Genomic DNA, 15114 nt, shown 5'->3' with positions numbered 1-15114 from the left:
CCCCTCACCCGTCGGTCTCCACGCCTTCCTATGGGAGCGCTTCCATGCCTGAACCCGTTACGCCCGTGACCTTTCCTCCCGCATTCCTCTGGGGCGCCGCGACCTCGGCGTACCAGATCGAGGGGGCGGTGCGGGAGGACGGCCGTACCCCCTCGATCTGGGACACCTTCAGCCATACGCCGGGCAAGACGGCCGGCGGCGACACCGGTGACATCGCTGTCGACCACTACCACCGCTACCGCGAGGACGTCGCGCTGATGGCGGAGCTGGGCCTGAACGCGTACCGGTTCTCCATCTCCTGGTCGCGGGTGCAGCCGACCGGCCGGGGTCCGGCGGTCCAGGTGGGCCTGGACTTCTACCGCCGCCTGGTGGACGAGCTGCTCGCGCACGGCATCAAGCCGGCGATCACCCTCTACCACTGGGACCTGCCGCAGGAGCTGGAGGACGCGGGCGGCTGGCCGGAGCGGGACACCGCCTACCGCTTCGCCGAGTACGCGCAGATCGCCGGCGAGGCGCTCGGCGACCGGGTGGAGCAGTGGATCACGCTCAACGAGCCGTGGTGCAGCGCCTTCCTCGGCTACGGCTCCGGGGTGCACGCCCCCGGCCGTACGGACCCGGAGGCCTCACTGAAGGCCGCACACCACCTCAACCTGGCCCACGGCCTGGGCGCCTCGGCCCTGCGCTCGGTGATGCCGGCCCGCAACACGGTCGCCGTGAGCCTCAATTCCTCGGTGGTGCGCACGGTCTCCCAGGACCCGGCGGACCTGTCGGCGGCCCGCCGGATCGACGACCTCGCCAACGGCGTCTTCCACGGCCCCATGCTGCACGGCGCCTACCCGGAGACACTGCTCGAGGCCACCTCCTCGATCACCGACTGGTCCCACGTCCAGGACGGCGACCTGAGCACGATCAGCCAGCCGCTGGACGCGCTGGGGCTGAACTACTACACGCCGACGCTGGTCTCGGCGGCCGAGCCGCGGGTCCGGGGCCCGCGCGCGGACGGACACGGGACGAGCGACCACTCCCCCTGGCCCGGCGCGGACGACGTGACGTTCCACCAGATGCCCGGCGAGCGCACGGAGATGGGCTGGCCGATCGACCCGGCCGGCCTGCACGAGCTGATCATGCGCTACACGCGAGAGGCCCCCGGCCTGCCGCTGTACGTGACGGAGAACGGCGCGGCGTACGACGACAAGGTGGACGACGACGGCCGGGTCCACGACCCCGAGCGCGTCGCCTACCTGCACGGCCACCTGTCGGCGGTGCGCCGGGCCATCACGGACGGCGCGGACGTACGCGGGTACTACCTGTGGTCCCTGCTGGACAACTTCGAGTGGGCGTACGGCTACAGCAAGCGCTTCGGCGCCGTGTACGTCGACTACGCCACCCTCACCCGCACCCCGAAGTCCAGCGCCCACTGGTACGCACGGGCGGCCCGAACGGGAACGCTCCCGCCGGTGGAGGCGGCGGTCTGACGGCCCCCGGACGCGGCAGGGCGCGGCACTCGCAGAGGAGTGCCGCGCCCCGTCCCGCACCGTCCCTCGATCAGTTGAACGCGCCGAACGCCTTCGAGAAGGCGGAGCCGTCCTGGGTGATCGAGCTGCACGTGGCGTCGGCGGTGGGCTTGGCTCCTCCCGCGCACTGCTTGTCGCGGGTCGCCGACCACATCGACAGCCAGCCGAGGCCCTTGGACTTGGCGAAGTTGACGAGCTGGGTGGCGTCGTCGACCTTGAAGACCTCGGAGGAGACGTCGTTGACGCCGATCATCGGGGTGACCGCGACCGTCTTCCAGGCGGCGGAGTCGGAGAGGCCGAGGACACTCTTCACCTGCGCCTGCGTCGCCGTGGCCGCCTGTTCGGCGTAGGTGCCCATGTCGCCGCTGTACGCGGGGCCGTAGTCCATCGCCATGATGTTGACCGTGCTGATCTTCACGCCGTTGGACTTGGCGTTGGACAGGAGGTTCACTCCGTCCTGCGTCAGGCCCTCGGGCATCACCGGGAGCGTGAAGGAGACGTCCAGGTCCGGGTGCTGGGCCTGGAGCTTGGCGATGGCCTGGGCGCGGCGCGTGTTCGCCGCCGTGTTGGGCAGCGCGCCGCCCTCGACGTCGAAGTCGACCTTGGTGAGCTTGAAGGCGTCGACCGCCTTGCCATACGCCGTGGCCAGCGCGTCCGCCGAGGAGCAGGTCGTCGCCAGTTCGGAGCCGGACGCTCCGCCGAAGGAGACGCGGACGTCGCCGCCCTTGGCGCGCAGGGAGCCGATCTGGGCGGCCACCCCGTCGCTCGCCAGGTCCGTCACGCCGCCCCACTTGGGCGCGCAGCCGCCGCCGTCCGTGACGAAGGCGAGGTTGTAGTTCTTCACGCCGGTCGCGTTCGCGCTCGCCAGGAGGTCGAAGGCGGGGTAGAGGGAGGTGTCGACGTACGGGGCGAAGCCGGCGGACGTGGTCGTGCCGCTGCCGGTGGTCTGCGTCGGGGTCGGGGTCGGGGACGGCGTCGAGGAAGCGGTGGCCGTGGGTGTCGGGGTGGCGGTCTTCGTGGCGGCCGGGGTCGGCGACTGCGTCGGACGGCCGCTCGGCTCGGGGGTCGCGGTGTCGTCGGTGGAACACTTGACGCCGCCGATGAGACAGCCGGTCGGGTCAGCCGTGCCGCTTGCCACGAAGCCGACCGTGACCGACTTGCCGGGCGCCAGGCCGTCCGTGTCCCACTTCGCCGGCTTCACGGTGACGTGCCGCCCGCTGACGCTGGACTCGCCGTTCCAGAGGGAGCTGAGCGTGGTGCCCGCCGGAAGGTCGAACTCCAGGGTCCAGGTCTTCTCCGTCTCGCCGCTGTTGTTCGTGACGACGTACTGGGCGGTGTAACCCGTCGACCAGTCACTGGTCTTGGTGTACGCGGCGCCGACGCCGGCCGCCTGCGCGGTGCCGGTGAGCAGGACCGCGCCGCCCCCGACCACGGCCGCGGCGACGATGCCGCCTATCGCCTTGTTCCTGCCACTGATCCTGCGCCGGTGCGTGCTCATGCGCGTGCCTGCCTTCGCTGTTCACGGGGTGAGGTGCGGCAGCACGCTAGCGATCCGGAATCGGGCAAAAGGCCTGATACGGACCGGTGTTGGGGATCTTAGGGTGCGCTTAAGGAAGGGATCGGGGCCGGTTAAAGGTAGAGACCAATTTGCGTGGCCGGCGACGGCGCACGGCACCCCGGTGGCCCCTGCGCACCGGCTCGCGCCCGTCCAGCTGGATCCAGATCCGCACCTCGGTGCCGCCCAGCACCGAGGAGCCGATCCGTACGTCCCCGCCGGTCGACTCGGCGAGCCGGCGCACGATGTCGAGGCCGAGGCCGGTCGAGCCGTCGGTGCCGGAGCCCCGGCCGCGTGCCATGGCGGCCTCGGGGTCGGGTATGCCGGGGCCCGCGTCGGAGACCAGGACGATCACCGCGTCCTCGCCGTTGTGGACGTCGACCGCGAAGGCCGTGCCCTCGGCGGTGTGCCGGAAGACGTTGCCGAGCAGGGCGTCGAGCGCGGCGGCCAGGTCGGCGCGGGCCACGGGTATGCGTACCGGCCGGTCGACCCCGGCCACCCGCCACTTGCGGCCCTCGTCCTCGGCGAGCGCGGACCAGAACCCCATCCGTTCCCGGACGACTTCGGCCGCGTCGCACCCGGCGCCGGGCCCTGCGGCGGCGGTCTGCGGCTTGGCCTCGCGGGCGGTGCGGATGATGGTGTCGACCTCGCGTTCGAGCTGGGCGACGGCGGTCCGGGTCTGCTCGGCGGCGGGCCCCTCGCCGAGCGAGGCGGCGTTCAGCCGGAGCACGGTCAGCGGGGTGCGCAGGCGATGGGAGAGGTCCGCGGCCAGCTCCCGCTCGTTGGCGAGGAGTTGGACCACCTGGTCGGCCATGGAGTTGAACGCCACCGCGGCCCGCCGGAGTTCGTTCGGCCCCTCCTCCGGCACCCGTGCGCCCAGCTTGCCCTCCCCCAGTTCGTGCGCGCCCTCGACCAGCCGCCGCGCGGGCCGCACCATCCGTACGCCGAGCCGGTCGGCGACCGCGACGGAGCCGACGGTCAGCGCGACGCCGACGGCGGCCAGCACCGCCCAGGCCGTGCCGACGCCGTTGCTGACCTCGGCCTCGGGGACGTACACCTCGACCACCGCGATCGCGCCGGAGCTCAGCGCGACCGGCTGGAGGAGGGTGGAACCGCCGGGGACTTCGGTGGTGGACGCCCGGCCCAGCTTCCGTACGGTCGCGATGTCCCGGTCGACAGCGCGCTGCCGGCCGATGTCGACGGCCGCCCGCCGGGCCCCGCCATCGTCGGATGCCGGTATGTGCACCGCCATGTCGGTGTCCGAGCCGGCCGAGGCCACGACACGTTCCAGCTTGTCGCGGTCGGTGGTGATGGACAGCGCGGGCGCGATCGCGGCGGCCTGCCGCTCGGCGTTGGAGAAGGCGCGGTCGCGGGCCATCTCCTTGACGACCAGTCCGAGCGGGACCGCGAAGGCGACCACGACCATGGTGGTGACCGCCAGACAGACCTTGACCAGTGCCCACCTCATCGCGCCGGCTCCGCTTCCCCGGGTGGCTCCAGCTTCACGCCGACCCCGCGCAGGGTGTGCAGATAGCGCGGCCGGGCCGCCGTCTCCCCCAACTTGCGCCGCAGCCAGGACAGATGGACGTCGATGGTCTGGTCGTCGCCGTACGACTGCTGCCACACCTCGGCCAGCAGTTCCTTGCGGGGGACGACGACCCCGGGCCGGCCGGCCAGGAAGGCGAGCAGGTCGAACTCGCGGCGGGTGAGGTCGAGGCGGACGCCGTCCAACTCCGCCTGGCGGCGCAGCGGATCGACGGTCAGGCCGCCGACGCGCAGGACGCTCGACGGCGGGGCGTCCCCGGTGGCGGCCCGGGAGCGCCTGAGGACGGCGGCGATCCGCGCGGAGAGGTGCTCGACGGAGAACGGCTTGGTCAGGTAGTCGTCCGCCCCGGCGTTCAGCAGCCGGACGATCTCCGTCTCGTCGTCCCGGGCGGTGGCGATGATGACGGGCACGTCCGTGATGCCGCGCAGCATCTTCAGCGCCTCGGACCCGTCCAGGTCGGGCAGGCCGAGGTCCAGGATGACGACGTCGAAGCGGAGATGGGCGACCTCGCGCAGCGCCTCCAGTGCCGTACCGACGCTGCGCACGGTGTGCGAGGCGTCGGTGAGATGCCGGATGAGCGCCGAGCGTACGAACTGGTCGTCCTCGACCACGAGCACACTTGCCATGCGCCGCACCGTACGCCATGCCGAACGGCCGGGTGCGGGCCTGTGGATAACTCAGACCATGTGCCGATCATGTGCCGACCGTGTGCGACTGGTGGGACTCGTGAGGCAGTATGACCGACGATGCGCAGAGGACTCGTACACGTACTTGCGTGGTCGCTCGCCACGGGCGCGGCGGTCACGCTGTCGTGGTGGGGCGTCCACACGGTGATGACGGGCACGGCGTACGACCCGCCGCGCGCCCTGCCCATCACGGCGGCGGACGCGACCAGGCAGGGTTCCAAGCCGCTGGCGTCGGCCACGTCCCGGCCCCCGTCACCGTCCGCGAAGGCACGGAACACACCGTCGGCGCCCGGCAGCCCGGCTCCCTCGCGGTCCCCGGCGACCACCCCCGCCCCGCCCCCGTCGTCCCCGGCCGCCTCCGGCCGGGTCAGGAGCTACGACACCGACGGCGGACGGGTGGTCTTCGACATCGGGAAGACGGAGGCGACGCTCGTCTCGGCGACCCCGGGTGCGGGCTGGTCGATGCGGGTGTGGAAGACGGAGTCGTGGATCCGGGTGGAGTTCAGCTCGGGCGCGGACCGGGCGTCCGTGTTCTGCACGTGGCACGACGGTCCGCCGCGCGTGGAGTTGGGCACGTACTGAACGGCCCTCCGGGGAGCGCAAACTGAAAGACGGCCGCGGCGGCGAGCGGGACGAGGACCGGCGCGGCGGCCCAATGCGCGGCCGCCGCGATCATCGCGGTCTTCACCACGCTCGTACGGCACTGGGTGGAGGGCGACGGCCGGGAGGATCTGACCGCGCTGTACGAACGCCGCCTGCCGCTGCCGGCAAGAGGGTTGGATTTCTAGACCACTACACGTCACAAGGGTTGGACTTCCCAACCTGGCAGCTCATTGGAAAACCGATGGCGGCGGGGCCGGTGAGGCCACCGCCGCCTCGTCCGTGACCGGTACGGCCCCACCGGTGAAGGCAAGGAGCGCCCTGCCGTGTTCGACCCGGGCCGGATGCGGGTCGGAGGCGGCGCGGCGGGTCAGTTCGGCGACCGGGAGCGGGCGGTCGGCGGCGACCAGGACCGCGTTGCCGAACCGCTTGCCGCGCAGTACGGCCGGGTCGGCGACCAGCGCCAGTTCGGGGAAGCGGGCGGCGGCGGTGGCGATCTGGCCGCGCAGGTGGGCGAGCGGGGGACCGTCGGCGAGGTTGGCCGCATAGACGCCGTCGGGCCGCAGAGCCCGGCGGACCTCGTCGAGGAACTCGGTGGAGGTGAGGTGGGCGGGGGTGCGGGCGCCGCTGAACACGTCGGCGATGACCAGGTCGGCCCAGCCCTCAGGCACCTTGGCCAGGCCCTCGCGGGCGTCCACCGACCGCACCCGGATCCGGGCAGCCGGGTCCAAGGGCAGCTCCCGCCGGACCAGTTCGACGAGTTTCGCGTCCCGCTCGACGACCTGCTGGGTGGAGCGGGGGCGGGTGGCGGCCACGTAGCGGGCCAGGGTGAGGGCGCCGCCGCCGAGGTGCACGGCGTGCACCGGTCTGCCGGGCGGTGCGGCGAGGTCGATGACGTGCCCGAGCCGCCGCTGGTACTCGAAGGAGAGGTGCGCCGGGTCGTCGAGGTCGACGTGCGACTGCGGGGCGCCGTCGATCAGGAGGGTCCAGGCCCGGTGGCGGTCCCGGTCGGGTACCAGCCGGGCGAGGCCGCCGTCGACGTCCACGGCGACGGATTCGGCACCGGCCTGCCTGCGCCGGGGGTTCCTGGACTTTCCCATGGGGCCATTTTCGCAGCCCCCGGGTGAGCGTTGCCGCTCAGCGGCAGCTGTCGGCCGCCTTGATCGTCCGAGCCGCCTCCCCCAGGGCACGCCTGAGGACCGCGGGGTCCGTCGCGAGGTCCGCCTCACCGGGCGGCACCAGCCACCCCGAGCCCTCGACCGGCGGCCCGGGGTTCAGGCTCAGGCCGCGCCCGTCGGTCTGCGTACAGGTGCTCCCGGGGACGTCCCACGCGGCCGCGGTCCCCGGCGGGACCAGGAAGCCGAGGGTGTCGCACCCGTCGTCGTGCAGGACGGGTCCCACTCCGTCCCCGGCCGCACCCCGCCGCAGGATGTCGACCGCCTCCAGGCCGTGCCGGGTCGGCACGGTCACCACATCGCAGGCCGTCGCCGACGGCGTACAAGGATCGTTGCTCCGGCTGGTCACCATCCCGGCCTCCACCACGCAGCCCTCTTGCAGTCCACGGGGTCCAACGCGGCAACGGCGTCAACGGCTACGGCACAAGTCCGCCGCAAAGGATGGCACTTCATGGCAGATCCTGTATGAGATATCCGGTTTGTAGCCAAACACAGCGTGGCGGGTCCGGCACAGCAGGTACGTTCTTGCCCGCCGGAACCGGGGCATCACACGCACAACTGGCAACCGGGATCCGGCATGGTTCGACGGTTCGCACGAGAGGACCCGGCCATGGCGTCGTCAACCGTGACCTCGTCGCAGCCCGACCGGCCACCACGGCCGAACCTCGCCTTCCGGCAGCTGCGCGGCCGGCGCTCACCGGCCGAGTTCGCCGCGCTGGTACGGCGGGCCGCCCGTGAGATCGGTGAGCGGGTGAGCTGTGACGCGCGCTACGTGGGCCGGGTCGAGGCGGGTGAGATCCGCTGCCCGAACTACGCGTACGAGCGGGTGTTCCTGCACATGTTCCCCGGCCGCACGCTCGCCGACCTGGGCTTCGCGCCCCGCTCGTCCGTCCGCGGACGCGGGGCGCGCCCAACGGGGGAAGCGCCTCCCTCGCGCGCCACACATCCGGCATATGCCGCGGGTGAGACGCGGGGGGCGTTCGAACCGTATGACACGCAGGACCCGTACGACACGCACGAGAACGACGAGAACCACGAGGAGAGCGACGTGCTGCGTCGCGCATTCATGACGGGCGGGAGCGCCACCGTGGCCGCCGCCACGCTGGGCCCTCTGGGGCTCACCATCGACGCCGCGGCGGCGGGTCGGCCGGTGCGCCGCGCCGGGTCCTCGGAGGCGGCCGCACTGGAGGAGGCCGTCCGCCGGATCCGGCTGCTCGACGACCGGCACGGCGCGGACGGCCTCTACCGGCGCGCGGCGGCTCCACTGCGCGCCGCGTACGAGCTGCTGGACGCCGGCGCGACCCGGCAGACGACCGCCGACCGGCTGCACTCGGGTGCCGGTGAGCTCGCCATCTCGGTGGGCTGGCTGGCCCATGACTCCGGCCGCTTCGACGACGCCCGTTCGCACTACGCGGAGGCCCTCGCGACCGCCCGGATGACCGGGGACCCTGGGCTGGAGGCGCACGCCTTCTGCAACACCTCCTTCCTCGCCCGGGACGCGGGCCGGCCCCGGGAGGCGGTGCGGGCGGCGCAGGCCGCGCAGCGGGTGGGGCGGCCACTGGGCTCCGCGCGCCTGATGTCGCTCCTCGCGCTGCGCGAGGCGGGCGGCTGGGCGGGGCTGGCCGATCGCACCGGGTGCGAACAGGCACTCGCGCGGGCACAGGCCCTGTACGAGCGGGGCCGCTCGGACGCCGACCCCGAGTGGATGAGCTTCTACGGCGAGGCCGAGCTGGAGGGGCTGGAGGCGCAGTGCTGGTCGACGCTCGGCGACTGGCAGCGGGCGGCCCGGCACGCGCGGCGGGCAGCGCAGCTCCAGGACCCCCACTTCACGCGCAACATCGCGCTGTACACCGCCGAGCTCGCGGACGATCTCGCGCGCGGGGGGCGGCCGGACGAGGCGGCGGTGGCCGGGATGCGGGTGCTGGACCTTCTGGACCAGGTGCAGTCGTCCCGCGTTCAGACGATGCTGGCGGGGACGGCGCGGGTGCTGCTTCCGCACCGGCGGGCCCCGGGGGTGTCGGAGTTCCTGGAGAGGCATGCCTCGTTGCCGCGTGCGGTGTAGTGCGCGACGGCGGCAACACAGCGCCGGGTACCGGACAGCTACCCGGCCAAGTGCCCCGAGTCGTTCCAGCTCTCGATCGCCGGTTCTCCATACGCCCAGCCCAGGATGGACAGTGACGTCGGACTGAGGCGGATCCGCGCCGCGAAGTCCAACGGCAGGCCCAGCCACCTCGCGCCGATGGACCGCAGGATGTGCCCGTGGGCGAACACGAGCACGTCCCGGTCTTCCGCGCGCGCCCAGGACACCACCTCGTCCGCCCGGGCCGTCACCCCGGCGAGGCTCTCCCCCTCGGGGACGCCGTCCCGCCAGATCAGCCAGCCGGGGCGAACGGCCTGGATCTCCTCGGGGGTCATGCCCTCGTACGCGCCGTAGTCCCACTCCAGCAGCGCGTCCCAGGAGGCCGCCCGCTCACCGAACCCGGCGATTTCGCACGTCTCACGCGCGCGTGCCAGCGGGCTGGTGCGCACCTCGGCGTCGGGAAGGCCGTCGAACGGCGCGCGGTGCAGGCGCTCGCCGAGGAGTTTGGCGCCGCGCCGGCCCTCCTCCAGCAGGGGCACGTCGGTCCTGCCGGTGTGCTTGCCGGACAGCGACCACTCCGTCTGTCCGTGCCGGGCCAGCAGGATGCGCGGTGCCATGAAGACCTTCCAGGAGAAATCAGGGGCGGGACCCCTCCATCATCGCGCACCCTGTCCCCGGGCAACCCGGCGGGCGATCTCAGCGTCTATCAGGGCTGAAGCGCCGCCCAAGGGCGCAGCGGTACGCCGTAAAGTGGCACGGCCGGCCCAGCAGGCGCCGCGGACGAGAAGGGGAAGGGCGATCGGATGCCGCAGACCGAGACACCGGGCACCGAGGTGTCCCCGCGGACGACCCAGCTGCGCTGGTGGACCGAACTGCCGCTGATCCTGCTGGTGTACGGCTGCTACTCGGCCGGCCGCCTGCTCGCCCGGGGCGACGTCTCCAGCGCCGTCGACCACGGCCTGGAGATCCTGCGCGTCGAGAAGGCCCTGCACCTCAACGCCGAGCACCCGCTCAACCGCCTGTTCACGCGCGAGGCGTGGCTCGGCGTCCCGGCCGACTTCTGGTACGCGTCGCTGCACTACCTGATAACGCCCGCGATCCTGGTGTGGCTGTTCCGGTCCCGCGGCCACCACTACCGGGCCGCCCGCACCTGGCTGATGACGTCCACGTTCATCGGCCTGATCGGCTTCACGCTGCTGCCGACCTGCCCGCCCCGCCTCCTCACGGCGGGCCACGGCTTCGTGGACACGATGGCCCGCTACAGCTCGTACGGCTGGTGGGGCGGCGAGGCCAGCGCCCCGCGGGGCATGGGCGGCATGACGAACCAGTACGCGGCCATGCCGAGCCTGCACGTGGGCTGGGCACTGTGGTGCGGGGTGATGCTGTGGCGGTACGGCGGCACGCGCCTCGCCAGGGCCGCCGGCGTCGCCTACCCGCTGCTGACCGCGATCGTGGTGATGGGCACCGCCAACCACTACCTCCTCGACGCGGTCGCGGGCGCCGCCGTGATGGGGGCCGGACTGCTGCTGGCGCCGTACGTGATGCGCGGTGCGGACCGGCTGCGGGCGCGGCTGGTGCCAGGTGCCACGGTGGTCGCGGCGGGCTCCGAAGGCACAGGCGCCCCGATTGTCAGTGGCGGATGCCAGACTTCCACGGGTGAGCGAATTCCACGTCAGCGGCTCGAGCCCTCAGCCGAGCCGGACGCCGCCCCCACCGACGCGGGGGACGGCGCTCCGGCAGCGGCTCGCTGAGCTGCGCGGCCCCGACGTACCGGCCAAGGCACTGGACGCGCGCGCCCTGGCGGCGCTCGCCGCGAACCCGGGGTGCCGAAGGCGGGCGATCCTGGACGGCGCGGGCGTCGACAAGGCGGCCCTGGCGAGCGCGCTGGGCGCACCGTCCGCCTTCGGGCAGTCACAGTTCGCCCTGACCCGGGGCAACGCGTTCGAGGCACGGGTGAAGGCCGACGGCGGCGCGGAGTTGCTGCGCCTGGTGCACGCCAGGCTGGACCCGGGCGCCGAGCCGCCGCGGGAGACCCACGTCCCCGACCTGTCCGCGCCCGGCCCGGCGGGACGTACGGCGCGTACGGCGCTAGCGTTGCGGGAGGCCGCCGAGGCGGGCGGCTGGACGCTGCTCGACCATCCGATGCTGGCGCTCGAGGTGGCGGGCTCCCCGGCGTTCCTGGAGCCGGACGCGGTGGTGGTGCACCCGGACGGCAGCTGGACGGTCGTGGAGATCAAGTCCTTCCCGATGCTGGACGGTTCGGCGGACCCGGCGAAGGTGGGCGCGGCCGCCCGGCAGGCGGCGGTGTACGTGCTCGCCCTGGAGGAGGTCGCCGGGCGCCTCGATCCGGCCCCCCGGGTGCGCCACCGGATCCTGCTGGTCTGCCCGAAGGACTTCTCGAACCTGCCCACCGCCTCCGCCGTCGACATCCGCAAGCAGCGCGCGGTCACCGCCCGCCAGTTGGCCCGGCTCACCCGTGTCGAGGACATCGCCGACAGCCTCCCCGAGGGCACCTGCTTCGCCCCGGGCCTGCCGGCCGACGCGCTGACGGCGGCGGTGGAGTCGGTCCCGGCGACCTACGCGCCCGAGTGTCTGTCCGCGTGCGAGCTGGCCTTCCACTGCCGGGAACGCTCCCGCACGGCCGGCGCGGTGACGACGCTGGGCCGTTCCGTCCGTGCCGAACTGGGCGGCCTGTCGACGGTGGACGACGTCCTGGCGGCGGCCCGCGGCGAGCTCGGCGACCCCGAGGACCCGGCGGTGGCGGCCCTGCGCAGGGCGGCGGCCCTGCGGGCGGAGGCGCTCCCGGGCCGGGAGGCGGCCGCGTGTCCCTGATCGCCACGCTCGCCCGCCTGGAGGCCGTCAGCACCGGCCGTGCCCGGCCCACCGCCACCGTCCGGCACCGGCACCTGTCCGACCGGCCCCTGGTGTTCGTGCCGCTGACCACCGCCGGTGAGGCCGGTGCCCCGCTCGGCGCGCTGGTCGGCACCGACCGGGACGCGCCGCGCCTGCTCGTCGTACCGCAGCCGCGCGACCGCGACCTGCGCTTCGCGTTCCTCGCCGAACTGGCCGACATCGTCCTGCCGTACGTCGATTCCTTCGCCGACGACGTGGAGGCCGCCGAGCGCACCGAGACCGACCCGGAGACCGGCAAGCGGGTCAAGGTCGAGGTCGACCTGTGCGCGGACGCCCCGCAGCTGATCGTGCCGAGCCGGGCGGGCGTGGAGTTCGTACGGCTGCTCGGGCGCTCCATGCGGTTCCGGCGCACGGCGGAGCAGGACCCGGAGGCGCCCTACCCGGCGCCGCCCCGGGTGCCGTTGCTCGGGCGGTGGCTGACGCACTTCGGGGAGCGGGCCCGGGTGCCCGGCTCCTCGCTGCTGCTGGCCCTGACGGACGTGCTGTCCCGGCACTGGGCGACCGGGCAGTCCAGCCTGGAGGACCAGCACCTGGGGGCGCTGCTCGCCTGGATCGACCCTCCGGAGGGGACCACGGGCGCCGAGGAGGCGCGGCGGGCCGAGCTGGGGCGGGACGCGAACGGTCAACTGCTGTGCCCGCCCGCGGGTCCGGCCACCGACCCGGCGTTCGACAACAAGCTGCTCGCGCCCGCCCTCGAGCGCTACGACCGTGCCCGCACCGCCCTCGCCGCCGCCGAGGACGGCCTGCAGGCGGACGACCGGCTCGGCGCGCTCACCGCCGCCGAGCAGGAGATCCGCGACCTGGTCGAAGGCATCACCCTGCCCACCTGGCACTCGGTGTGGCGCGGCATCGGCCTGCTGCGGGCGTTGCCGGAGGGGGCGCACGTCGAGGAGCGGTGGACGCGCGACCGCTGGTCGTTCACCGGTCACCGCGACCGCGTGCTCGCCGGGGAGCCCCCGCAGCCGCGCCGGGACGACGCGGTGACGGCCGCCAACAAGCTGGCCACGCGCGAGCGGGAGCAGGCCCGGCTGGAGGCGCAGGAGGCGCTGGACGACCCCCTGGTCATGGCCGGGCGCAGGCTGGCCGGGGAGGCGTTCGCCGGTGAGGTCACGGACGTCGTCATGGCGTACAGCGAGGGCAAGCGGCCCAGCCCGCGCCCGCTGGTCACGGTGCGCACCGACGACCGGCCGCACCTCGGGGAGCGGGCGAAGGTGTACCGCTCGCTGGGCGGCAAACCGCAGGCGGCGCAGTTCGTGGGCTACGAGGACGACGGCGCCCTCGTGGTGCTGCGGATCGTCGACAAGATGGGCCGCGGCAAGGAGCCCGAGCCCGGGTCCGTCCCGGAGAAGGGGGACCGGATCTGTTTCACCCTGTTCGAACACGAGCAGCGCGGCGGGGCGAAGCTGCCCGACCCGGAGGAGACGCCGTGGACGCACGGTGGGCCGCCGGGTGAGACGGCGACCGTGCCGGAGGCCGCCGATCCCGTCACCGAGGAGGACGTGCTGTGACCACCGAGGCCGTGTTCGACCCCGGGGCCGCGGCCACGCGGGCCACCGACGCGATCCTCCGCGACACCCTGCACGGCATCCACCGGGGTGTGGTCGTGGACTCCCCGCCGGGCGCCGGCAAGTCCACCCTCGTCGTCCGGGCGGCGCTGGAACTCGCCGACGCCGGGCGCCCGCTGATGGTGGTCGCGCAGACCAACGCCCAGGTCGACGACCTGGTGCTCCGGCTCGCCGAGAAGAACCCCGACCTGCCCGTCGGCCGACTGCACAGCAGCGACGCCGACCCGTACGACAAGGCGCTGGACGACCTGCCGAACGTACGCAAGTCGGCGAAGGCGGGCGACCTCGCCGGGATCCCGGTCGTGCTGTCCACCGCCGCGAAGTGGGCGCACGTCAAGGTGGACGAGCCGTGGCGGCACGCGATCGTCGACGAGGCTTACCAGATGCGCTCGGACGCGCTGCTCGCCGTGGCCGGGCTGTTCGAGCGCGCGCTGTTCGTGGGCGACCCGGGCCAGCTGGACCCGTTCGCGATCGTGGGCAGCGAGCAGTGGGCGGGCCTGTCGTACGATCCGTCCGCCTCAGCCGTGACGACGCTCCTCGCGCACAATCCGGAGCTGCCGCAGCACCGCCTGCCGGTGTCCTGGCGGCTCCCGGCCTCGGCCGCGCCCCTCGTCTCCGACGCCTTCTACCCGTACACCCCCTTCCGCAGCGGCACCGACCACGGCGACCGGCGCCTGGTCTTCGCCGTCCCGTCCGACGGCTCCGGCCCCGACCGGGTGATCGACGAGGCGGCGGCCTACGGCTGGGGGCTGCTGGAGCTGCCCGCGCGGCACACCCCGCGGACGGATCCGGAGGCGGTGCGGGCGGTGGCGACGGTCGTACGGCGGCTGCTCGACCGGGGTGGCGCGGCGACGTCGGAGCGCTCACCGGACCCTGCTCCCCTCACCGCCGACCGCATCGCCGTCGGCACCGCCCACCGGGACCAGGCGGCGGCCGTGCGGGCGGCGCTGGCCGAGCTGGGCGTGACCGACGTGACCGTGGACACGGCGAACCGGCTGCAGGGGCGGGAGTTCGACGTCACGGTCGTCCTGCACCCGCTGTCCGGCCGCCCCGACGCCACCGCCTTCCACCTGGAGACGGGCCGCCTGTGCGTCCTCGCCTCCCGGCACCGGCAGGCGTGCATCGTGGTGTGCCGGGCGGGGGTGGGCGAGCTGCTGGACGACTACCCGTCGACCGAGCCGGTGCAGCTGGGCACGGTGGTGAAGTTCCCGGACGGGTGGGAGGCGAATCACGCGGTACTGGCGCACCTCACGGAACACCGGGTGCTCTGGCCGGCTTGAACAACATGCCCGAACCCGATCGGCCGACACCGAGCCCAACGCCCCCCATCCGCCGGACGGAGTCCGGCACGCCGCCGGAGGCGGCCAGGAAACACAGCCCGGACGGGTGGGAGGCGAATCACGCGGTACTGGCGCACCTCACGGAACACCGGGTGCTCTGGCGGGCTTGAACAACATGCCCGAACCCGGCCGGCCGACAC

At 73.6% G+C, this 15114-nt stretch carries 13 protein-coding genes; 7 read left to right on the top strand and 6 right to left on the bottom strand.

Annotation, left to right across the window (positions count from 1 at the left end; translation table 11 throughout):
• The first annotated feature begins 44 nt into the window (after positions 1–44).
• A complete protein-coding gene (locus ACIBBH_RS18895) occupies positions 45–1475 on the top strand; it encodes a GH1 family beta-glucosidase (protein WP_399405888.1) in 1431 nt (476 codons plus the stop codon).
• Positions 1476–1545: 70 nt separating this feature from the next.
• On the opposite strand, the gene ACIBBH_RS18890 is transcribed toward ACIBBH_RS18895, so the two are convergent.
• The 3 genes from ACIBBH_RS18890 to ACIBBH_RS18880 form a co-directional block, all read right to left on the bottom strand.
• Complete coding sequence (locus tag ACIBBH_RS18890; protein ID WP_399405886.1) at positions 1546–3012, bottom strand: cellulose binding domain-containing protein; 1467 nt, start codon at positions 3010–3012, stop codon at positions 1546–1548.
• Between the two features lie 109 nt (positions 3013–3121).
• Positions 3122–4537, bottom strand: a complete 1416-nt coding sequence (locus ACIBBH_RS18885; protein WP_399405884.1) for a sensor histidine kinase — start codon at positions 4535–4537, stop codon at positions 3122–3124.
• The gene (locus ACIBBH_RS18880; protein ID WP_399405882.1) at positions 4534–5241 is read right to left on the bottom strand and encodes a response regulator transcription factor; all 708 of its coding nucleotides are present in this window, start codon (positions 5239–5241) and stop codon (positions 4534–4536) included. The genes ACIBBH_RS18885 and ACIBBH_RS18880 overlap by 4 nt, the downstream gene beginning before the upstream one ends.
• Before the next feature lie 120 nt (positions 5242–5361).
• Between ACIBBH_RS18880 and ACIBBH_RS18875 the strand changes: the two genes are divergently transcribed.
• The gene (locus ACIBBH_RS18875) at positions 5362–5883 is read left to right on the top strand and encodes a hypothetical protein (protein WP_399405880.1); all 522 of its coding nucleotides are present in this window, start codon (positions 5362–5364) and stop codon (positions 5881–5883) included.
• Positions 5884–6131: 248 nt separating this feature from the next.
• Here the strand turns inward: ACIBBH_RS18875 and ACIBBH_RS18870 are convergent, their stop codons facing one another.
• Both ACIBBH_RS18870 and ACIBBH_RS18865 read right to left on the bottom strand, forming a co-directional pair.
• Complete coding sequence (locus ACIBBH_RS18870) at positions 6132–7001, bottom strand: spermidine synthase (protein WP_399405878.1); 870 nt, start codon at positions 6999–7001, stop codon at positions 6132–6134.
• A gap of 37 nt (positions 7002–7038) precedes the next feature.
• Positions 7039–7428: a hypothetical protein gene (locus ACIBBH_RS18865; protein WP_399405876.1), complete on the bottom strand. Its 390-nt coding sequence runs from the start codon at positions 7426–7428 to the stop codon at positions 7039–7041.
• Between the two features lie 258 nt (positions 7429–7686).
• Between ACIBBH_RS18865 and ACIBBH_RS18860 the strand changes: the two genes are divergently transcribed.
• A complete protein-coding gene (locus tag ACIBBH_RS18860) occupies positions 7687–9138 on the top strand; it encodes a hypothetical protein (protein WP_399405874.1) in 1452 nt (483 codons plus the stop codon).
• A 38-nt stretch (positions 9139–9176) separates the two neighbouring features.
• Here ACIBBH_RS18860 and ACIBBH_RS18855 read toward each other — a convergent pair whose 3' ends face one another.
• Entirely contained in the window at positions 9177–9773 is a 597-nt protein-coding gene (locus tag ACIBBH_RS18855; protein WP_399405873.1) for a histidine phosphatase family protein, read from the bottom strand.
• Positions 9774–9959: 186 nt separating this feature from the next.
• On the opposite strand from ACIBBH_RS18855, the gene ACIBBH_RS18850 reads away from it, so the two are divergent.
• Genes ACIBBH_RS18850 through ACIBBH_RS18835 form a run of 4 tightly spaced genes read left to right on the top strand, consistent with a single transcriptional unit; the run spans position 9960 to position 14914 of the window.
• Positions 9960–10907 carry a phosphatase PAP2 family protein gene (locus ACIBBH_RS18850; protein WP_399405871.1) on the top strand — a complete coding sequence of 316 codons (948 nt, stop codon included), beginning with the start codon at positions 9960–9962 and terminating at the stop codon, positions 10905–10907.
• Entirely contained in the window at positions 10813–11988 is a 1176-nt protein-coding gene (locus ACIBBH_RS18845) for a hypothetical protein (protein ID WP_399405869.1), read from the top strand. Before ACIBBH_RS18850 ends, ACIBBH_RS18845 begins: the two co-directional genes overlap by 95 nt.
• Positions 11979–13577 carry a hypothetical protein gene (locus ACIBBH_RS18840; protein WP_399405867.1) on the top strand — a complete coding sequence of 533 codons (1599 nt, stop codon included), beginning with the start codon at positions 11979–11981 and terminating at the stop codon, positions 13575–13577. Before ACIBBH_RS18845 ends, ACIBBH_RS18840 begins: the two co-directional genes overlap by 10 nt.
• Complete coding sequence (locus tag ACIBBH_RS18835) at positions 13574–14914, top strand: AAA domain-containing protein (protein WP_399405865.1); 1341 nt, start codon at positions 13574–13576, stop codon at positions 14912–14914. Before ACIBBH_RS18840 ends, ACIBBH_RS18835 begins: the two co-directional genes overlap by 4 nt.
• Positions 14915–15114: the final 200 nt, after the last annotated feature.

Origin of the sequence: Streptomyces sp. NPDC051636 (assembly GCF_044453765.1) — a bacterium.
GTDB lineage: Bacteria > Actinomycetota > Actinomycetes > Streptomycetales > Streptomycetaceae > Streptomyces.
This window is presented reverse-complemented; position numbering and strand designations above follow the sequence as displayed.